The 17,834-nt window shown below is 62.0% G+C and carries 22 protein-coding genes; 12 read left to right on the plus strand and 10 right to left on the minus strand.

Features of this window, described 5'->3' with window-relative positions; translation table 11 throughout:
• Nucleotides 1-25: 25 nt before the first annotated feature.
• The 3 genes from JHD67_RS05190 to JHD67_RS05200 all read right to left on the minus strand — a co-directional run bounded on the left by JHD67_RS05190 (nucleotide 26) and on the right by JHD67_RS05200 (nucleotide 2,319).
• Nucleotides 26-688 (minus strand): hypothetical protein, encoded by a 663-nt coding sequence (locus tag JHD67_RS05190; RefSeq protein ID WP_199098009.1) that lies wholly within the window; start codon nucleotides 686-688, stop codon nucleotides 26-28.
• Between the two features lie 348 nt (nucleotides 689-1,036).
• A complete protein-coding gene (locus JHD67_RS05195) occupies nucleotides 1,037-1,735 on the minus strand; it encodes a hypothetical protein (protein ID WP_199098011.1) in 699 nt (232 codons plus the stop codon).
• 275 nt (nucleotides 1,736-2,010) lie between these two features.
• A complete protein-coding gene (locus tag JHD67_RS05200; RefSeq protein WP_199098012.1) occupies nucleotides 2,011-2,319 on the minus strand; it encodes a helix-turn-helix transcriptional regulator in 309 nt (102 codons plus the stop codon).
• A gap of 185 nt (nucleotides 2,320-2,504) precedes the next feature.
• Here JHD67_RS05200 and JHD67_RS05205 point away from each other — a divergent pair, with 185 nt between their 5' ends.
• Both JHD67_RS05205 and JHD67_RS05210 read left to right on the plus strand, forming a co-directional pair.
• Entirely contained in the window at nucleotides 2,505-2,861 is a 357-nt protein-coding gene (locus tag JHD67_RS05205; RefSeq protein WP_199098014.1) for a hypothetical protein, read from the plus strand.
• 8 nt (nucleotides 2,862-2,869) lie between these two features.
• Complete coding sequence (locus JHD67_RS05210) at nucleotides 2,870-3,439, plus strand: hypothetical protein (RefSeq protein WP_199098016.1); 570 nt, start codon at nucleotides 2,870-2,872, stop codon at nucleotides 3,437-3,439.
• Nucleotides 3,440-3,503: 64 nt separating this feature from the next.
• Here the strand turns inward: JHD67_RS05210 and JHD67_RS05215 are convergent, their stop codons facing one another.
• Nucleotides 3,504-5,165, minus strand: coding sequence for a site-specific integrase (locus JHD67_RS05215; protein WP_199098018.1), 1,662 nt, complete (start codon nucleotides 5,163-5,165; stop codon nucleotides 3,504-3,506).
• A gap of 205 nt (nucleotides 5,166-5,370) precedes the next feature.
• The gene (locus JHD67_RS05220; RefSeq protein WP_199098020.1) at nucleotides 5,371-5,814 is read right to left on the minus strand and encodes a hypothetical protein; all 444 of its coding nucleotides are present in this window, start codon (nucleotides 5,812-5,814) and stop codon (nucleotides 5,371-5,373) included.
• Nucleotides 5,815-6,088: 274 nt separating this feature from the next.
• Here JHD67_RS05220 and JHD67_RS05225 point away from each other — a divergent pair, with 274 nt between their 5' ends.
• Nucleotides 6,089-6,421 (plus strand): hypothetical protein, encoded by a 333-nt coding sequence (locus tag JHD67_RS05225; RefSeq protein WP_199098021.1) that lies wholly within the window; start codon nucleotides 6,089-6,091, stop codon nucleotides 6,419-6,421.
• A 119-nt stretch (nucleotides 6,422-6,540) separates the two neighbouring features.
• On the opposite strand, the gene JHD67_RS05230 is transcribed toward JHD67_RS05225, so the two are convergent.
• Both JHD67_RS05230 and arsH read right to left on the minus strand, forming a co-directional pair.
• Nucleotides 6,541-6,783, minus strand: coding sequence for a hypothetical protein (locus JHD67_RS05230; protein WP_199098023.1), 243 nt, complete (start codon nucleotides 6,781-6,783; stop codon nucleotides 6,541-6,543).
• A gap of 175 nt (nucleotides 6,784-6,958) precedes the next feature.
• Nucleotides 6,959-7,681, minus strand: a complete 723-nt coding sequence (arsH, locus tag JHD67_RS05235) for an arsenical resistance protein ArsH (RefSeq protein ID WP_199098025.1) — start codon at nucleotides 7,679-7,681, stop codon at nucleotides 6,959-6,961.
• 40 nt (nucleotides 7,682-7,721) lie between these two features.
• Between arsH and JHD67_RS05240 the strand changes: the two genes are divergently transcribed.
• The 6 genes from JHD67_RS05240 to JHD67_RS05265 all read left to right on the plus strand — a co-directional run bounded on the left by JHD67_RS05240 (nucleotide 7,722) and on the right by JHD67_RS05265 (nucleotide 10,691).
• Nucleotides 7,722-8,066: a metalloregulator ArsR/SmtB family transcription factor gene (locus tag JHD67_RS05240; protein WP_199098027.1), complete on the plus strand. Its 345-nt coding sequence runs from the start codon at nucleotides 7,722-7,724 to the stop codon at nucleotides 8,064-8,066.
• A gap of 17 nt (nucleotides 8,067-8,083) precedes the next feature.
• Nucleotides 8,084-8,596, plus strand: a complete 513-nt coding sequence (locus JHD67_RS05245) for an arsenate reductase ArsC (RefSeq protein ID WP_199098029.1) — start codon at nucleotides 8,084-8,086, stop codon at nucleotides 8,594-8,596.
• On the plus strand, nucleotides 8,589-9,677 hold the full coding sequence (gene arsB / locus JHD67_RS05250) for an ACR3 family arsenite efflux transporter (protein ID WP_199098031.1): 1,089 nt from the start codon (nucleotides 8,589-8,591) through the stop codon (nucleotides 9,675-9,677). Before JHD67_RS05245 ends, arsB begins: the two co-directional genes overlap by 8 nt.
• A gap of 95 nt (nucleotides 9,678-9,772) precedes the next feature.
• Nucleotides 9,773-10,093 carry a hypothetical protein gene (locus JHD67_RS05255; protein WP_199098033.1) on the plus strand — a complete coding sequence of 107 codons (321 nt, stop codon included), beginning with the start codon at nucleotides 9,773-9,775 and terminating at the stop codon, nucleotides 10,091-10,093.
• Between the two features lie 19 nt (nucleotides 10,094-10,112).
• Nucleotides 10,113-10,397 (plus strand): hypothetical protein, encoded by a 285-nt coding sequence (locus JHD67_RS05260; protein ID WP_199098036.1) that lies wholly within the window; start codon nucleotides 10,113-10,115, stop codon nucleotides 10,395-10,397.
• A gap of 45 nt (nucleotides 10,398-10,442) precedes the next feature.
• A complete protein-coding gene (locus tag JHD67_RS05265; protein WP_199098038.1) occupies nucleotides 10,443-10,691 on the plus strand; it encodes a hypothetical protein in 249 nt (82 codons plus the stop codon).
• A 360-nt stretch (nucleotides 10,692-11,051) separates the two neighbouring features.
• Here the strand turns inward: JHD67_RS05265 and JHD67_RS05270 are convergent, their stop codons facing one another.
• Nucleotides 11,052-11,921 carry an EamA family transporter gene (locus JHD67_RS05270; RefSeq protein WP_199098040.1) on the minus strand — a complete coding sequence of 290 codons (870 nt, stop codon included), beginning with the start codon at nucleotides 11,919-11,921 and terminating at the stop codon, nucleotides 11,052-11,054.
• 227 nt (nucleotides 11,922-12,148) lie between these two features.
• Between JHD67_RS05270 and JHD67_RS05275 the strand changes: the two genes are divergently transcribed.
• Nucleotides 12,149-12,685, plus strand: coding sequence for a hypothetical protein (locus JHD67_RS05275; RefSeq protein ID WP_199098042.1), 537 nt, complete (start codon nucleotides 12,149-12,151; stop codon nucleotides 12,683-12,685).
• A gap of 74 nt (nucleotides 12,686-12,759) precedes the next feature.
• Here the strand turns inward: JHD67_RS05275 and JHD67_RS05280 are convergent, their stop codons facing one another.
• Entirely contained in the window at nucleotides 12,760-13,596 is an 837-nt protein-coding gene (locus JHD67_RS05280) for an META and DUF4377 domain-containing protein (RefSeq protein WP_199098044.1), read from the minus strand.
• A 186-nt stretch (nucleotides 13,597-13,782) separates the two neighbouring features.
• Between JHD67_RS05280 and fabV the strand changes: the two genes are divergently transcribed.
• Nucleotides 13,783-14,988: an enoyl-ACP reductase FabV gene (gene fabV, locus JHD67_RS05285; RefSeq protein ID WP_199098046.1), complete on the plus strand. Its 1,206-nt coding sequence runs from the start codon at nucleotides 13,783-13,785 to the stop codon at nucleotides 14,986-14,988.
• A 217-nt stretch (nucleotides 14,989-15,205) separates the two neighbouring features.
• Nucleotides 15,206-16,624 carry a deoxyribodipyrimidine photo-lyase gene (locus tag JHD67_RS05290; protein ID WP_199098048.1) on the plus strand — a complete coding sequence of 473 codons (1,419 nt, stop codon included), beginning with the start codon at nucleotides 15,206-15,208 and terminating at the stop codon, nucleotides 16,622-16,624.
• Here the strand turns inward: JHD67_RS05290 and JHD67_RS05295 are convergent, their stop codons facing one another.
• Nucleotides 16,625-17,830, minus strand: coding sequence for a cation:proton antiporter (locus JHD67_RS05295; RefSeq protein ID WP_199098050.1), 1,206 nt, complete (start codon nucleotides 17,828-17,830; stop codon nucleotides 16,625-16,627).
• Between the last annotated feature and the right edge of the window lie 4 nt (nucleotides 17,831-17,834).

A 17,834-nucleotide genomic window follows, 5' to 3' on the forward strand; every position in this document is an offset into this window, starting at 1 on the left:
CCAGTCCAGAAGACCCGGCGCGCGTTCAAAGCCGCGCGTCGCCTGATCGGGCAGTTTTGGTCTGGGTCCCCTTGCGCCTTCTTCGGTTCCACTCTTTTTGGGCCAGCACCAAGTCCATAGCAATCTTGGTGACTTCCGGCTCCAACTCGGTGCTCACCTCCCACATGTCGTCGCGCAGTTTCGACAAACCCTTTTCCGTATAGACATCGTATTTGGATTTGTAGAGGCGCTCGCTCTTCGGGGGCGCCCCCAGATACCTATGAGCCAGCGTGTTTCTCAACTGGTTCAGTGCTTGCACATTGGATTTGGTCTGCTTGGAAACTGCCCGGAACCCCGCGACAAGATCCAGCTTCTGGATCAGGTAGGTCTTGTCCAGCATTGCCTGGACCGTGCGCCGTTGAGCAGTGTTTCGACGGCTCTTTCCAAAGAGGTGCCTGAGAATAAGCCGCGTCAGGGTGTCGTCGAGTTCGACGTAATGAGTAAGGACAATGGATCTTGTCACTCGATCTTTCATCTGGCGAAGCTGAGCAATGACCCCATCCCGGTCCCCTGTCCAAAAATCGGTGACCGCCCGAGGGGTCAGTTCATTCTGATAGAGGATGCGATCGAGCTCGATATACAGGCGTTGCTCATAGGGCGAGAGCGTCTCCTCCTCTACTGGGGCGATCGAGAGCTTTTTTGGAGCCATATGTTCGACCTCAGGTGATGATTGAAGACGCTGCCCGACGGCTGGTCACTTCTTTTTCGTAGGCGGGGCCTTGGGTGGTGGCGTGGTGCTCTGTTTTGTCGGCAGCTTTTTAATGGTCGGTGGCGAAATGCCATCGTTGGCCATGACCGGGATGGATTTACGTGGTGGCCGGGTCATTGTGCTTCCTCCATGTTCGGTAGAAGGGGCATTACTTCTTTGGCGGCGGCGGTGCCGGAGCTGGTGCGGGCGCTGGTGCAGGGCTCGGGGGAAATGGTTTGATGTTCGGAGGTGGTAGGCCCTTTTCTAAACGGTCATGCGGCATGGCAGGTGTCCCCCTGTCTGAGTGTTTCAACGAGAGGCCTTCGATTGATCTCGGCTATCTGTATTCGTTGCGGCCCTAGGTGGCTGTTTAGGGGCGTTGAGTTGTGGTTCGGATGGTGGTTGAGAAGCAACGATGGGTGCATCGTTTAAGGTGATGGTGGTGCTTCCAGTGGGCTGGCTCGTCGGGTAAGCCAAGGCAGCCGGGTCTTCTCGCTGGGCCACATTGTTAGCCACAAACCAGGTCATCAGTGCCACGCCCAGAACAAAGCACGCGCCCGAACCGACATTCAAATAGTCAGTCCATGCTGACCAGTGGTTGTGTTCCGGTTTGGCCTTGTCCTGTTCCCCTTCGCAATAGACCTCATAGGCCAGATCTCTCTGGCGGCGTATTGCTTTCTGGCCTACGAGATAGGAGATCAACACGATGATCATGGCGGCCAGAAAACCTCCCCAGGAGGCGTAAAGGGCCCATAGACAGACCGCTTTTCCAGCGGGAACGATGTCTTTGATGAATGTGAGCGACAAACCCAGTGCCCCTGTCGAATACAGAAGGACGGCTTTGTCATAGGCCTCTGCGTTTGAGACCTCGCGCTTGAACAGTTCGGCCTCGAATGCCTGATACGCCTGCACGGCCTCCGGTGACGGAACGAAGGGTGTCTGCCCGTCCGTCGATGGGTTTGTGCCAGCCCCGGCACCATCCGGGTGCTTGTTGCTCTGCTTCGTCATGCCTGACTGCGCCCCCTGTTGACGCATCTTGGGTGGACAAGGCCACCGTCTTGGGCGGCGGCCATTGTCACGTTATCTCATTTCTTTGGGGGCGGCGGAGCGGGAGCAGGAGCGGGCGCGCTGGGGACCGTTCTGGGAATGCTCGGCGGCGGAATCCCGCCTTGATGTCCGCTTCCGGGCGGTGCGCTCGTGGGACTTGGAGGTGATGCGACCATGGCAGCGAACTCCTTTCGGCTGGACAGCGATTGGACGTGTGGGTTGATGCTGACCTTCAACTACTTTGAGGCTGGCTTCTTTCGGATGAGCGATTTGGCAGGAGCGGTTCCCGCTTGCAAACGCTTTTCCAGTTCTTTGACGAAGGCAATCCAATCCCCTCCATAGATGCCAACCAGGTCCCTGACCACAAGCAGCGGCAGGGTTCGATCACTGGCTTCCAGGTCGCTGATGCCCGTCTGGGCGATCCCCAGGCGGGTGGCGGCTTCCAATTGGGTCATGCCAGCGGCCACACGCAGTTCCCGCAGTAGCTGGGCGAGGACCGCGTGGTCTGGCCGATGTAGGGAAGTCGGTTTGTGCGTCTTGGGCATGGCGGCCACCGTAGCCGCGGCCTCTGGATACCCCAAATTCAGATATTGATCCCAAATAGGGATATTCTTCGACCGCGCAAGGGGTCTTAACGGTCTAGGTACCACTCCTTGCTAAGCGCCAGGGCCGGAGAGTTGTTGGGCGTTCGCCGGCTGGGTAACCGACATCAAGAATGAGGGAGCAGGGTATGAAGATCGCAGCGGTGAAAGTGGCAGTGGTGGCCTTGATGGTGCTCTTGCTGAGCGCGTGCGCCACTCAGCAGATCGGCAGGGATTTCGATGAGACGCAACTGTCCACCTTCAAGCCCCACGAGACCACCATGGCCCAGGTCATTACAGCCCTGGGGCAACCGGTGGAGAGGGAAGCCTCTGACCAGGGCACGCGTTTGCATTACCAGTGGATCAAAAGTGGCGTGAGTGCCGCGAGCCTCATTCCCTTTGTCCACACGACTGATCAGACGGATGCCAAGGATGCTTTCCTGTATTTCGACAAGGAGGGCAAATATCTCCGGGCCGAAACGAACGAAACGCACGACCACGCGTGAGCCCGACGATGAAACCTAACTATCGTGTGGTCGAGGCCGACGGCTGGCAGTTGATCGAGACGCAACCTGCGCCATTGCCGAAGCGGCTGGTCTTTTTCGGTGCCGTATTCGGGTTCGTCCTGGCGTTTCTGGCCACCGTGTTCACGCCACCGCACTCCGCCTTTATCGGTGCCGGCGGGAGCCATTTTCTTGTCTTCGTCATCGTGGGTGTGCCCGCTGGCGTTTGGTTCTTTCGCTGGCGGGCGGCTCGGACACGCCGCGTGCCAATTGCACCTTTCGCCATTCGGTGGGATGCGATTCGTTTGCCCTCGGGTGACATCATTGCCCGAGAGCGGATTGATCGCCTCGTGTTGAGCAACACCCAGCAGGTCAGCCCAGTGTTGGTCGGCGGGACCGGCATGCGGGGCGCGACGATGCTGGCGCAAGGCGAGGCCCGGGAGCGGTTGGCAAGCGTGAGCTACGCGGTGGCCGTGGAACACCATGGCGGCAGCAGCGTGCTGGCCGCCGGTTTGACCTTGCCGCAGGCCAATGCCCTGTTCGTGGAGGTGACGCGTCGTCTGGACGGTTTCCAAGCCTGACCGGAACCGGCGAGACCATGAGTGAGGGTCGCATCTCCATCCTTGGGGGTGCGACCCTTTTTCTTCATGCTTTTCGAGGCCCATACACGGCGTCCAGTTTGGACAGCTGCTGCGAGAGGCGGGCCGCCTTCTCGAAGGCATGATCAAAGCGGGACGGCTCATAGGGTGCGTGCTCGATCAAGGGAAACTGGATCGCTTTGAGGTCCGCGTCGAGGTCCTTGGGGCCACAGTTCTTGATGTAGTGCTCCCGCAGCACGCTTTGGCCGGCGCTGTGCCCGAGAAGCAAGGCGAGCCGATCGTGGCGCACGTTGCTTCGGTCCCCCAGGGTGGCAAAGCAGTGACGGAAGGAATGGAACGTCAGTGACGGATGCACGATGCCGCACGATCTGCGGAGGAAGATCCGGTTGAACCAATCGGAAATGCAATCGCCTGGCCCATTCGTTCCCCAAACCACGTCGGGAAAAAGAGTGGTCCGTTTCCAGTGCCGGGCTTGTTCAGCGAAGTCGATAAACCCACATTCGAGGATCTTAGGATGGATGGGCAGGAGGCGGCGGGACATCCGGTTTTTCAGGCGCTGGCCTGGGCGGTCACGAGTGACATCGATGCACCACATCCCGCTCATCTGCACCACGTCATCAACGTATAGCTGCCCGATTTCGTTCACGCGCATCCCTTGATAGAGGCCAAGGATGGGTGCCCAGTATTGATACGGCGTCTTGTGGGCGATGTTCTGGTGAACACCGAACATCCGCTGCAACTGTTCATCGGAAAACGGTGCGCGCGGTCGTCCGAAGTCCTGATGTCGTTGATAGAGCCTCACTCCACGAAGCAAGCCTGGGGTGATTTCCCCGCGCCTTTCAAGCCAGTGAAAGAGGGCTCGCAACCGTTCGATGTGCTTTTGCTGGGTGCGCAGATTGAGAGGTGGCCGGTGAAGCCGTTGAGCCTTGGCGATGATTTCAGGGGCCCTCATGTTCCGGAACTCCCGACGTTTGCTGGCATGGGCAGGCCACATGCTCAATGCATGGATGAACATGTCACCATCGGTCACATTGATTTCTTGCAGCTGTTTGTCACCGACGAGCTCCATGAAGATCCGATAGGTCCATAGGCTGTCCACGAGCACGGACCGGCTGCATCGCCGTTGTTGCAGGAGCCCCAAGAACGTCGGCAGACGATCAGACAACCGCAGGGGCTCTGCTTGGGTCGTGATGACCGGGTGTGATGAGTGCCAGGACACTAAGTGATCGTGGTGCTGACGCAGCTGTTGCATCAGGTGGTGGCCCTGGGGCGGCAAGCCAGGGATGTAGAGCCCATTGCGATGGCGCGGCCCCTCAACAACGGGGTGGTCGGATGCTTCGAGGGATGGTGTGCCGTGGGGGAAGAGGCTGCGCTGATGTCGCTCCGATGGACGCTCACGGGCTTTGCGTTCTGTCCCACCCACCCGCATTGGCGTCCCAGCTTTCCCTTGGCGGACTTCAGTGATCAGAGCGTTTGCCTTTCCCTCTAACTGGGCCAGGGCAACTTCAACGGACTGGTTGGAACGGACAATGACACGTTGCCCATCTTCCGTGGTGGCATAGAAGCGGTGGCGTTCTGCGGGCGGCGGTGCGGCGCCGATGGACTGGATGATCTGGTCGGCCAGGGCGGCGGCTTCCGACGAGGGCGCGCGGGCATGGGGCAAAGAGGGGATGGGTCGCAAAGGGCGACCGGCGCGGGAGGGGGACATGATGGCTCCGAGAGGGATGGGGGAACGACAAAGGCCGTGAGACATGGTTGTCTCGTCCCTCATCCAAGCCTCGTCCCAAATTTTGTCAACGAAACTTGGGCCGCTCAGTTAGACGAATCCCCTATAACTGCGAACGGTAATGATCGTCAGAGAACGCGCACCAAAATGCCGATATCTCCGGGGGCGTGTATCGAGACCATTGCTGTCACTGGGTTGCGATCAGGCGCACCACATGGGCGGCCTGTGCTTCGAGCGCGGTCTCGGGCACGTCTTCCCACCCCGAGCGCTTCAACAGCCCCCGGATCACAGGGATTGCCTCAGTCTCGCAAGGTGACTGCCAGCGCTCCCAGTCAATGGGTTCTAGCCCACGCGTGTGCAGGTGCCCGTGCAAGCGGTGCTCCCTCAGTTTCATCAGTGCCCGCCCGATGTCCCGGATGCTCAGCCAGCGATTGATCGCCTGGGCAACCAGCCGCAGGCGAACACGGTGTCGATGGAGCGCCAGCCGCGGATCTAAGTGGATCAGTTGAAGCACCAGGTGTTCGGGCTCCGTCAGCGGCTCCATGCATACCGGCGGCTCATGCAAAAGCGACAGCGCCTGCGCGCCGCCGCTTTGGGTTTGCGTAACCGTTACATCGCTTTCCGGTGTCATCACTCATTACGACGTCTGGGGTTTGGTGGAGGTGGCATGACCCCAAACCCACACTGGAAAACGTAAATAACGGAGAGCGCCGCGCGTGGGCGCGAAGCATGCGCCCCCAAACCGATCAATCCCTTGTCTTCACACTGGATTGCAATGAAGGTTGTCGGCTGCCGTTACCGTTACACACTGACTGGCGGGGCGGCAGACTGAGGCGACAGCGTCACACTTGCGCAAAGGCCGTGTTCGCCTAGGGTGCGTTGACGTCTCCATGCAAGGATTGCAGATGACTCGCGGCCAAAATCCGTTTCTTTCCTTAGTCATCGTGGTGGTGGCCTTCGGGCTCTGGGCGTTGCTTGTCGCCACTGCGCCTCAGAACCTGTTTGGGTTCTGGCCCGGCCTCCTGGTTGGCATCATCGGGTGCACTGGTTGGCGCATGCTTCGACCGCTGCCCACCCTCTGTCAGGCCCGGCGTCGGGTGTTGCTTGCAGGCGTTTTCATGGTGGCTGGGCTCGCCCTGGCGTTGAGCCCGCAGCGAGACATTCCGACCGCTGCACCGTTCGGGGGCTTGGTGTCTCTGACGATCACCTTTGCCATGGATCGCCGACGGCTCGCCTGATCTCTCATCAGGATCTTCGCCGGGCAGGCTGGGCGTTAACAAGTGGGTGGGCGCCGGCGTCGCCAGCGCCCACCCCGGGCTTACCTCAAATCAAGCGAACAGCGTTCGGGCAGGACGGATCAATCGAGCGGGCAAGCGTCCAGCAGATACACCCGGTCCACTTCCACGATCCGAATTCGTCCCTCCTCTCGAAGCTGGTAGAGGGCGAGGTTGAAGTAGAGGTCGCCGTAGGTCCGCCAGACGTCTCGCAGGCTGTCCATGGACACCTGCCAGCCGTGAGGCGGTGCCCATCCAATGACATCACAGGCCATGATGGCGTTGCGGGCGGCGTTGACGAAAACAAGGGGATGAATTTCACGCATAAGAATGGCTCCGAGTTGATGTGAAAGGGCAGGAGCGTTCGAATGGAACTCTCTTGCCAACATCAAATTGAGCGTTTGCAAAAATCGCTCAGGGGCCGGATTTCTGGGGATCAAACATCCATTTTGGAAACGCCCAATTTCATTTATTTTTTCTTCGGAAAAGTGCGGGGTTCGGTCATGCCTTCTCGATCGCGCCAGCAGCTTCCGCTAGGGTGCGCTGGATCGCATCACCTTTCCGCTCGCTGTAACGGCTGACCAGGTAGTCGCTGCGCCCGCGCACCATCAGGGTGAACTTCATGAGTTCTTCCATGACGTCCACCACGCGGTCATAGAACGCAGAGGGCTTCATGCGCCCCTGTTCGTCGAACTCCTGCCAGGCCTTGGCCACGGATGACTGGTTGGGGATGGTCACCATGCGCATCCATCGGCCAAGCACCCGCAGGGCGTTCACCACGTTGAAGGATTGGGAGCCGCCGCCGACCTGCATGACCGCGAGGGTGCGGCCCTGGGTCGGACGCACGCTGCCGTCTTCCAAAGGCAGCCAATCAATCTGGTTCTTGAAGACACCGGTGATCGTGCCGTGGCGCTCGGGGCTGACCCAAACCTGTCCCTCGGACCAGTTGGACCATTCCCGCAATCGCTGCACCTCAGGATGGGTGGCCGGCACGCTGTCGAGCAGCGGCAGCTGGTGGGGATCGAACACCCGGGTTTCGGCACCCAGGTGGCGCAAGATCCGCTCGGCTTCCAGGGCGAGTTTCCGGGAGAAGGATTGGGGGCGCAGGGAGCCGTAGAGGATCAGGATGCGGGGTGGGTGGCCGGCGTCTTCATCGGCGCGGAGCCGGAGGGCGTCTGGGCTGGGCAGCAGGTCGGCATCGAGGTGGGGCAGATCGGCATTCATGGGCTTGTTCGGAATCCAATGTTTCTATTATTCTAGTTTTATGGAAACGAATGACGCAATCGCCGCACTGACCGCGCTGGGCCACGCCAAGCGCTTAGCCATCTTCCGTCTGTTGGTGGTCGCCGGGCCATCAGGCCGTATGGCCGGGGACATCGGGGACGAACTGGGCATGCCCGGCGCCACCTTGTCCTTCCATCTGAAAGAGCTGGTGCACGCCGGCCTGATCACGGCGGAGCCCCAAGGGCGGTTCGTCTGCTACCGGGCGGCCTTCGAGGCCATGAATGGCCTGATCGCCTACCTGACCCACAACTGTTGCGCGGGCAGCCCGCAAGCCGAGTGTGCCCCCGTGGCCGCGGCTTGCTCGCCCGGCGATGCCTGCTGCTGATCACCTGAGGATTGCCCGTGACCCATCGTGTTCTGTTCGTTTGCACGGGCAACTCTGCCCGGAGTGTCTTGGCTGAGGCCACCTTGCGGGCCTGGGGTGGCGCTCGGTTCGAGGCGTTCAGCGCCGGCAGTCAGCCCACCGGTCGGATCAATCCCTATGCGTTGGAAACCCTCGTCGCCGCGGGCATGCCGACGGCCGGTCTGCGCAGCAAGTCCTGGGATGAGTTTTTGGGAGATGGGGCGCAGCCCATTGACCTGGTGGTGACTGTTTGCGACAGCGCGGCGTCGGAGCCGTGCCCGGTGTTCTTCGGCGATTTTGTGCGCACTCATTGGGGGTTGCCGGATCCGGCAAGCGTGGAAGGGAACGACGCTGAAAAACGGGCGGCCTTCGCGCAGGCGCACGCCATCATCAAGGCGCGCCTCATGGCGTTCCTCACTCTGCCAGCGGAAACCTGGGCGGACCGTGAGGCGTTGAAGGTCGCCCTGGATCGCATCGGATTCATCCAGTCCGAGGACGCCGCCCATGTCTGAGGTGGCACGTCCGGCCATCGGGTTCTTTGAGCGTTATCTGACCCTGTGGGTGGCGGCCTGCATCGTGCTGGGCACAGCGCTCGGCCATTGGTTGCCGGGACCGTTTGCTGCCTTAGGGGCCATGGAAGTGGCCAAGGTGAACTTGCCGATCGCGGTGCTGATCTGGCTGATGATCGTGCCCATGCTGTTGCGGATTGACCTGGGCGCCATGCGTCAGGTCGGCCGTCACTGGAAGGGCATCGGCGTCACGCTGTTCATCAACTGGGCAGTGAAACCTTTTTCGATGGCATTGCTGGCCTGGCTCTTCCTGCGCCACGTCTTTGCCGGGCATCTGCCTGCGGCCCAGGTGGACAGCTACGTGGCCGGGCTGATCTTGTTGGCCGCCGCGCCATGCACGGCCATGGTGTTTGTGTGGAGCAACCTGTGCCAGGGTGAGCCGAACTTCACGCTCAGCCAAGTGGCCATCAATGACAGCATCATGGTGGTGGCCTTCGCTCCCTTGGTTGCGCTGCTGCTCGGCGTGTCGGCCATCACGGTGCCCTGGGCCACCTTGGTCCTTTCCGTGGCGCTCTACATCGTGGTGCCGGCCATCGGTGCCGCGGTGTTGCGGCGGGTGATCCTGGCGCGCGGAGGAGAGGCGGCCTTGGCGAAATGGCTGCATCGCCTGGGCCCTGTGTCGCTGGGTGCGTTGCTGATCACGTTGACGCTGCTGTTCGGGTTCCAAGGCAAACAGATCCTGGCCCAACCGCTGATCATCGCCATGCTCGCGGTGCCAATCCTGGTGCAGGTCTACTTCACCTCGGGGTTCGCTTACGTGTTGAACCGCTGGCTCGGTGTCGAGCATTGCGTGGCGGGGCCCTCGGCGTTGATCGGGGCCAGCAACTTTTTCGAGTTAGCGGTGGCGGCGGCAGTCAGCCTGTTTGGCTTGAACTCGGGCGCAGCGCTGGCGACCGTTGTAGGTGTGCTGGTCGAGGTGCCGGTGATGCTGTCCGTGGTCCGCATCGTGAACCGCTCCAAGGGGTGGTATGAGGGGAAGGGGGCGCACCAACTCGCTAAGCAAGGCATCTCGACACCCGAGTAGGGGCGGGGCTCGGTGACGTCGCCAAGGTGCCTCCTTGTTGCGCGAACACGCCGCCATGTAGAAACTCACCCTCATGGACCAAGGAGGGGCTTCCAGTGAACCTCAGATATCCGGGCAGCTTTTTTGAAGCCAATGAGTGGTTTGAATGGGTCTACCCGAATGCAAACCCTTTCATTGATGTCGCGGCGATCCCTCGCAACTTTCACACCAAGCATTTAATCCTGGACGAGCTCCAGGTTTATCCGAGCTATGGTAGTCAATCCCAGGTGCCGGTCCGAAGATTGCTTATCTATCGGCAGGAATTTCTCAACGATCTTCATGCTATGGGTGGCTACACCCTGGTCACATTGAACGGCACGCGCGTGAAATCCGGGAGGCCGCCACGCCCATTCAGTCTGACCTTGCCATGCCCCTAAAAAGGACTAGGATGACCTCATGAAGCTGCCCATTGAACCGCACATCCTTGAAGAGGCGAACACTCATTGTGGCTCGCCTGAGGAACTGTTGCGTTTTTTGAAAGAGGCAGGTGTGAGCCAGTCACGGAGTTCGATGGCACTCGCTGAGTTGATGCATCTGTCTCATGCCAAGGCCAAGGAGCTTGTCTTGACGGCTGAGGTTTGGTCAGAAGAGAGCCGGCAAGATGCCCTTGACCTGCACGATGGCCTCTGGTCCAGCGTAAAGATGCGAAACGCCGCGAGACCTTCTCGCCCCAGGCACTGAGAAAGAGAGGTCTCAGGATCTGAGACCTAAGGGTGGCTTCCTACCATGGCAGCGCTCCGCTGCGCCTCCCTCATGGAAGCCATGGCGACTACCTTTTCTGTTGGTATCACCTGTTCCTGTGGCAGCACTAAGTTTGACCGCCCTGAGAACCCCCGGCCATCCGATGTCATCACCTGCCAGCGATGCGGGAAGAAAACCCGCTGGGACCAGCTGGTGAAAAAGGCCGGTGAGCAGGCAGTGAAGCAAGTGAAAGATGCGATGAAGGATGTTTTCCGGCGTGCCGGTTTCCAGTAACTGCTGAGATGGTAGTCTGCCCAGACCTTGGTCACTCAGTGAGGTCAGTGCCTCCCCGAGGTCTTAGTGCCGCTACGGCATGGTGGGAGGGCTGTGGAACTGAATCCCACTCTCCCCGCCAATAATGAAACAAGCCGCCGTAGGGCGGCTTTTTCTTGGGCGTTGCGGTAGGAGCGGATGTATTAGATCTACGCTTTCGGAGCAGAAATTTTTTAGGTGGCATCAACGTCGGTGATGTTCTTGGCGCCTGCCCAGCGGGCGCTTCAAGATCAGTATTGGCTACTAGAGGTGGTCGTGGTCATCCTGCCTTAGCGCGTGGCGAGTTCATCGCGCGAGGATGATCCGCAGTAACACGATGAATCACTCCACCGCAGGTTTTCTGGCCCCCAGGGCTGCCCCGCCTGATGCCGCGATGATCGCGGCGATGGCGATCCATTGAATGGCATCCAGTCGTTCGCTGAGGAACAGGGTGCCGGTCATGGCGGCTACGGCGGGTTCCAGGCTCAGCAGCACGCTGAAGGTGCGTGCGGGCATGCGCGTTAGCGCGACCATTTCCAGTGAATAGGGCACCACCGAGCTGAGGATGGCGACGCCCAGGCCCATGGGGAGCAGGGCGGGTGTGAGCAGCGCGCTGCCGGCGTGAGCGAAGCCTACGGGCACGGCCACCAGGGCGCCGATGAGTATGCCAAGCGTTACCGCGTCACCGCCGTAGGCGGCGCCGGCCTTCTGGCCGAACACGATATAGAGCGCCCAGCCTACGCCGGCGGCGAGCGCGTACAGCACGCCTGCCGGGTCCAGCGCATGGGCGGCGCCACGTAGTGGCAGTAGCAGTAGCAGGCCGATCACGGCCAGGGCGATCCACACGAAGTCGAGCGCGCGGCGCGAGTGCAGCAGTGCGATGGCGAGTGGGCCGGTGAATTCGAGCGCGACGGCGATGCCTAGCGGAATCGTGCGTAGCGACATGTAGAACACCAGGTTCATCACGCCGAGCGAAAGGCCGTAGCCCCACAGGGCGCGCCAGTTGCCTTCGCGTTTCGTGGGGCGCCACGGGCGTCGCACGGCCAGCATGATCAATGCGCCGAGCCCGAGGCGAAATGCCGTAGCCCCTTGCGCGCCGACCACGGGGAACAGTTGCTTGGCCGTGGCGGCGCCGCACTGATAAGACGCCATGGCGATCAGCAGTGCGCCGAGTGCGAACAGCATGGGGCCGAGCGAGAGACGAGGAGGCATGGGGCGATGGGGAGTGTTTGTAGTCGGATGATGCCTGCAAGGCGGGGTCGGTGTCCGTGTGCCACGCGAGGTTGCTGACAGCTGGCGGCAGCAGCGTCATGGTGACCCACTTCGGTTAAGCGGCCGGTGCCATTTCGCCTAGCCCGGACTGGCTAGCTCTATGGTTGCATTTGCCGCGCGTGTCGCCGCGCGTATGGTCGTGCCCCAAGGACCCAAGGAGTTGTGCCATGGGAGTGACCGTTGTGGACCACGCGCATGAGGCGCCCTTGGTGCTTCCCGGGTTGGGGCGGCGCGGGCAGACGCTGGTGATGCAAAACGGCGTGGTGGTGTTTGAGTACGCAAGCGACGCGAGCGTGGGGTGGCGCCGAGCCCCTTTGAGCTGTCCCGTGCTGGATCTGGGGAGCTTGCATGTGCCGGGCATGCAGGAGCGCGCCACATGCTGGGCTCCAGCGTGCGAGCGGGATGGCTATGCGTTTGCAGGGGAGTGGCCGCAGGCCGCGCGCATCACGGTGGTTGGTGATGTGGAGGCCTCCCCGAACGCGATGGATGGCGTGGTTGCGGCGGGTGGCGGCAAGCGGCATGCGCAGTCCGTGGCGGGCTGGGCCGTGGAGTGCACGCGCGCTCGGCAGGTGCGGGGCGTGGTGTTGCTTGAGGCCGAAGTGGCGGCGTTGGGCTCGGCGGGCTTGTTGCGCCTGGTCTATTCGCTATTCGTAACGCTGGCGCATCCCGCCGTGCGAGAGGTCGCCGTACCTTCGCCGCTCTGAGCGGGCAGGCGATAGGACGCACATGAGCGGCGGGTTGCGCGGCGGCGCGGTTAGGCCGCGCCGCCGGGGCTTATTTACTGGGAGACCTTTTCCGTCTCCACCACCATGTCCAACACGTAGGTGGTGTTCGGCGCATCGGCCGGCACGTTTTTCAGCGCATAGCGCTTCAGGCGCAACACGTTGCGGGTGCCCGCCTCGTGGGTGTAGCCCTCGATATCCTGATTGAGCGGCTGCCAGTCCCCCGGGCTGCCGGTCTGGATGCCCTGGCTGTCGTAATGGCGCTCACGTACTTGCAGGCACTGCTTGTTGGGAATGAGCGGGTGATTGCACGGCACGGTTTGCGCGGCCACTTCGAAAAACACGGTTTCACCCGGTCCGCCGTAGCGCGTTTCAGCCGTGGGTTGGCCGGTGAAATGCAGGGTGTCGCCGCCTGCGGTTACCAATTGCAGCTGTGGGCTGGCGTTGTCGCCGCTCTGGCTGATCGTGAGATTGCCCTGCAGGCGTTGGCTGATGGCGCCATCGAGCGCGGCCAGCGCCGGGTCGCTGCACGCCATCATGGTGCTCATCATGGGGCTAATCTGCAGTTGATGCTGGTTAAGCGTGTAGCGGCCACCCATGGCGTTGCAGGCGTTGCTCACGGCGAAACGGCCGCCATTGAAGCTGAGTTCCACCGGCTTGTCGGCACGCACGAACAGGGCGTCGATGCGCTTGCCGCTGCTATCGGTGGCGTCGGTAAGCTGCCAGTGGTACTGGCTTAGCTGGCTGGCATCCACGGCAGCGGCGGCCGGCGGCGCGGAGCTGGCCGCCGTGGGCGGGGCGGCGGCGGATGCGCCCGGGGCGGGTGCCGTTCCTTGGGGGCTCTGCGAGCAGGCGGCGAGGGCCAGGGGAAGCCAGAGCAGGCGATATTTCATCGGGGTTGCCTCCATTCGTTGCTTTCTTCCGGCCAAGGGCCGGGCGTGTGTTCCCATCTTGCGGGTCGGCGCGTCAATGCGGCCTCAACGTCGCAGGGTACGGGTCGCACGTGAATCCCTACGGAAGCGCATGGCTGCGGCCGCGGGTTACCATACGGGTTTGCGTCATTCCCCAGGAGTCATCGCGTGATCATCAATCCCAAGGTGCGTGGTTTCATCTGTGTCTCGGCCCACCCGGTCGGATGCGAGCGCAACGTGCTCGACCAGATCAACATCACCAAGGCTCAGGGCGATTTGGGTCCGGGCCCCAAGCGCGTACTGGTGATCGGCGCCTCCACCGGCTACGGCCTGGCTTCGCGTATTACGGCTGCCTTTGGTTATGGCGCGGCCACCCTCGGCGTGTTTTTCGAAAAGCCCAGCAGCGAAACCAAGACCGGCACTGCCGGCTGGTACAACTCGGCGGCTTTCGACAAGTTTGCTAAGGAAGCGGGTTTGTATAGCCGCTCGATCAACGGCGATGCGTTCTCCAACGAGACGCGCCAGCGTGCCATCGAGATGATCAAGAACGAGATGGGCGGCAAGATCGACCTGGTGGTCTACTCGCTGGCCTCGCCGGTGCGCAAGCTGCCGGATACGGGCGAAGTGGTGCGCTCCGCGCTCAAGACCATTGGCGAAACCTTTACCGCCAACTCGATCGATACCAATCGCGACACGGTGGTGCAGGCGTCGGTGGAGCCGGCGACCGAGCAGGAGATCAAGGACACCGTCACCGTGATGGGTGGCGAGGACTGGAAGCTCTGGATCGATGCGTTGAGCAGCGCCGGCGTGCTGGCCGATCACGCCAAGACGGTGGCTTACAGCTACATCGGTACCGAAATTACCTGGCCGATGTATTGGCACGGCACGCTGGGTCAGGCCAAGCAGCATCTGGACAACACGGCCAAGCAACTGGTGGCCGAGCACAAGGCCGAGCATCTCGACGCGTACGTGGGCGTGATGAAGTCGGTGGTGACCCAGGCGAGCGCGGCGATCCCCGTGTTGCCGCTCTACATCGCCATTTCCTTCCGCGTGATGAAGGAGAAGGGCATCCACGAAGGCACCATCGAGCAGATCAACCGCCTGTTCCGCGACCGCATGTACCGCAAGGACGGCGTGCCGGGCGAGGTGGATGCGGAAGGCCGTCTGCGCCTGGACGATTGGGAGCTGCGTGAAGACGTGCAGCAGGAGTGCAAGGCCCTGTGGCCCACGATCACCACGGAAACCCTCAATCAGCTCACCGATTACGCAGGCTACAAGCACGACTTTCTGCAGTTGTTCGGCTTTGGCCGCAAAGACGTGAACTACGAAGAAGACGTAAGCTCCGATCGCCGCTTCGACGTCGTCGAACTCTGATCGTGCGCCCGTCGACGTCATTGGCCCGAATGGCGTCGACGGCTTGCACGTGAGCAGTCGCACAATGGCTCGCCCTTCCTGCGAAGGAGGCAGGCCCTTCTTGATACCCGAAAGGCCGGTCAATCAGCGTCTTTGGGGTCGTTGAAGCGCCGAAGTCGTGCATTTATGGCCCAAAGGCGGTGCATACAAGTAGCGCCTGGCTGACTAAGCTGCGCCGATGTCCACCGCTATCGTCTGGTTTCGCCGCGACCTTCGCCTTGCCGATAACGCGGCGCTCAGCGCCGCATGTGCCGCGCACGAACATATTCTTCCGCTCTATATCCACGCCCCGCATGAAGAGGGCGAGTGGGCGCCGGGTGGCGCCAGTCGCTGGTGGCTGCATCATGCGCTGGGGTCGCTGGATGCGGCCGCGTCGGCGCTGGGTGCACCCTTGCACATTCGCCAGGGCGACAGCCTCGCCGAATTGCGACAACTCATCGCCAGCACCGGTGCCACGGCGGTGTATTGGAACCGCATCTATGAGCCTGCAGCCATGGCGCGCGATAGCGTCATCAAGAGCACGTTGCGCGAGCAGGGCGTGGAGGTGCACAGCTTTAACGCGGCGTTATGGCGTGAGCCCTGGCAGGTAGAGACCAAGCAGCAAGGGCCGTATCGCGTATTCACGCCATTCTGGCGCTGCCTGCGCCCGCAGCTGGGCGAGCCGCAACCTCTGCCCATACCCGCACTGCGCGGCGGCGTGTCGGCCCAAGGCGCGGTGCCGTTGGAGGCTTTGCGTCTGCTGCCTGCGATTCGTTGGGATGTCGGCATGGCCGAGGCGTGGCTACCCGGCGAGCAAGGTGCGTGGGAGCTTTTGGAAATCTTTGCGGATGACGCCATTGCCGATTACGCGCAGGCGCGGGATATCCCGTCGCGTCACGGCACGTCGCGGTTGTCGCCGCACCTGCACTTTGGCGAAATTTCACCGCGCCAGATCCAGCGTTATCTGATTGATCGGGCGGACGCGGTGGATCGCCGTCGCCGGCCGGATATCGAGCCCTATTTGCGCGAGCTGGGCTGGCGCGAGTTTGCGCAGCATCTGCTGTACCACTTCCCGAATACACCCAAGGCCAACTTCAATACCCAGTTCGATGGCTTTCGCTGGGCAAGCGACGATGAGGTGTCGCTGGAACGCTGGCAGCGTGGGCGTACCGGCATTCCGCTGGTGGATGCAGGCATGCGCGAGCTGTGGCACACCGGCTGGATGCACAACCGCGTGCGCATGATCGTGGCGAGCTTTCTCACCAAGAATCTTCGCCTGCATTGGCATCATGGAGCGCGCTGGTTCTGGGACACCCTGGTGGATGCGGACCTGGCCAACAATACCCTGGGCTGGCAGTGGGTGGCGGGCAGTGGCGCCGATGCGGCGCCGTACTTCCGTGTGTTCAACCCGGTAACACAAGCGCAGAAATTCGACGCCGAGGGACATTACCTGCGGCGCTGGTTGCCCGAGTTGGCACAGGCGCCGCTGCCGTTGTTGCACGAGCCATGGAAGGATGCGTCACTGCTCAAGCGCAGCGGTTATCCGGCGCCCATGCTCGACCTGGGCGAGTCGCGGCAGCAGGCGCTGGGCGCTTATCGCGCGATGCGCGGCGAGTGATCAGTGTGAGGCTGGCTCGTCGGCAGTCTGCTCGGCTGTGCCGCCGCGGCGCAGCAGCCATGCCAGCACCGGTGGCGTCACCATGGCCGTCAGCAGCGACATCGCCACGATGATGGCGTAGATCTGGTCGGTAAACACGCCCGCCGTCAGGCCCAGGCTGGCAATGACCACGCCGACTTCGCCGCGCGGCACCATGCCAAAACCCACGATGGTGGCGCCACGGCGGCCCAGCGAGAGCGCGCCGAGAAAGCCGCCGATCAGCTTGGAGGCGATGGCGATGGCGGTGACGATGAGCAGCATGAGGCCCGCTTCCGCGTTCGCCAGTTGGTGCAGGTCGATCTTGCTGCCGGTGATGACGAAGAAGAAGGGCGTGAGCAGCGACAGCAATGGCTGGGTCTGCTTCTCCAGCGTGTGCTGCTGGCGCGTTTCGGAGGCGATCATACCGGCCAGGAAGGCGCCGATGATGGCGGCGAGGCCAAACAGGGTGGAGACATAGGCTAGGCCAAGGCACAGGGCGAGCACGATGGCGAGCGCCGATTGTGGGTTCTGCGGCTTGTCCAGCCAGCTGGAGTTCCAGCGCATTACGCGTGCGCCACCCACGCCGATCACCGCGATAAAGCCGATCGCGCTGAGCAGCACGGCGCCCAGGTGGAACAGGTCCACACCTTCACCGCCCTGCAGCGATACCACGACACCCAGCAGGAGCATGGCGAGGATGTCGTCGATTACCGCCGCGCCAAGGATGACCTTGCTCTCTTTGCGTTGCAGGGCGCCAAGCTCTTGCAGCACGCGTGCGGTGATGCCCGCCGAGGTGGCAACAAAGGCGGCAGCGATAAACAGCGAGCGACTCCAGTCAAAGCCGCTGCCATGCGCCCACATGCCGCCCATCGCGAACGGCACCAGCACGCCAAGCACGCCCACAAGAAAGGCGACCTTGCCAACGCGCTTGAGATCTTCCAGGCGCGTCTCCAGGCCGACCGAGAACAGCAGCAGCACCACGCCGATTTCGGCCAGCACGTCCAGCGGGGTGCCGGCGGCGACCTGGTCCGGCATGATCCAGCCGAGCATGGAGGGGCCCACCACGCAGCCAGCAGCGATTTCGCCGACTACGCCCGGTAGCTTCAGTCGTTGCGCAATTTCACCGCCGATCTGTGCGGCGACGAACACAATAAAGAGCGTAAGCAGGATGTCGCTGGCGTGATGCATGAGA

Source organism: Dyella sp. ASV21 (genome assembly GCF_016428975.1).
Taxonomy (GTDB): domain Bacteria; phylum Pseudomonadota; class Gammaproteobacteria; order Xanthomonadales; family Rhodanobacteraceae; genus Dyella.

Coding starts and splice junctions, on each gene's coding strand:
- JHD67_RS05215 (WP_199098018.1), bottom strand. CDS start 5,165: ATGTCCCCCTCCCGCGCCGGTCGCCCTTTGCGACCCATCCCCTCTTTG.
- JHD67_RS05275 (WP_199098042.1), top strand. CDS start 12,149: ATGGGAGTGACCGTTGTGGACCACGCGCATGAGGCGCCCTTGGTGCTT.
- arsH (WP_199098025.1), bottom strand. CDS start 7,681: ATGAATGCCGATCTGCCCCACCTCGATGCCGACCTGCTGCCCAGCCCA.
- JHD67_RS05195 (WP_199098011.1), bottom strand. CDS start 1,735: ATGACGAAGCAGAGCAACAAGCACCCGGATGGTGCCGGGGCTGGCACA.
- JHD67_RS05260 (WP_199098036.1), top strand. CDS start 10,113: ATGAAGCTGCCCATTGAACCGCACATCCTTGAAGAGGCGAACACTCAT.
- JHD67_RS05220 (WP_199098020.1), bottom strand. CDS start 5,814: ATGACACCGGAAAGCGATGTAACGGTTACGCAAACCCAAAGCGGCGGC.
- JHD67_RS05295 (WP_199098050.1), bottom strand. CDS start 17,830: ATGCATCACGCCAGCGACATCCTGCTTACGCTCTTTATTGTGTTCGTC.
- JHD67_RS05205 (WP_199098014.1), top strand. CDS start 2,505: ATGAAGATCGCAGCGGTGAAAGTGGCAGTGGTGGCCTTGATGGTGCTC.
- JHD67_RS05280 (WP_199098044.1), bottom strand. CDS start 13,596: ATGAAATATCGCCTGCTCTGGCTTCCCCTGGCCCTCGCCGCCTGCTCG.
- JHD67_RS05270 (WP_199098040.1), bottom strand. CDS start 11,921: ATGCCTCCTCGTCTCTCGCTCGGCCCCATGCTGTTCGCACTCGGCGCA.
- JHD67_RS05230 (WP_199098023.1), bottom strand. CDS start 6,783: ATGCGTGAAATTCATCCCCTTGTTTTCGTCAACGCCGCCCGCAACGCC.
- JHD67_RS05210 (WP_199098016.1), top strand. CDS start 2,870: ATGAAACCTAACTATCGTGTGGTCGAGGCCGACGGCTGGCAGTTGATC.
- JHD67_RS05240 (WP_199098027.1), top strand. CDS start 7,722: ATGGAAACGAATGACGCAATCGCCGCACTGACCGCGCTGGGCCACGCC.
- JHD67_RS05265 (WP_199098038.1), top strand. CDS start 10,443: ATGGCAGCGCTCCGCTGCGCCTCCCTCATGGAAGCCATGGCGACTACC.
- arsB (WP_199098031.1), top strand. CDS start 8,589: ATGTCTGAGGTGGCACGTCCGGCCATCGGGTTCTTTGAGCGTTATCTG.
- JHD67_RS05290 (WP_199098048.1), top strand. CDS start 15,206: ATGTCCACCGCTATCGTCTGGTTTCGCCGCGACCTTCGCCTTGCCGAT.
- JHD67_RS05190 (WP_199098009.1), bottom strand. CDS start 688: ATGGCTCCAAAAAAGCTCTCGATCGCCCCAGTAGAGGAGGAGACGCTC.
- JHD67_RS05200 (WP_199098012.1), bottom strand. CDS start 2,319: ATGCCCAAGACGCACAAACCGACTTCCCTACATCGGCCAGACCACGCG.
- JHD67_RS05225 (WP_199098021.1), top strand. CDS start 6,089: ATGACTCGCGGCCAAAATCCGTTTCTTTCCTTAGTCATCGTGGTGGTG.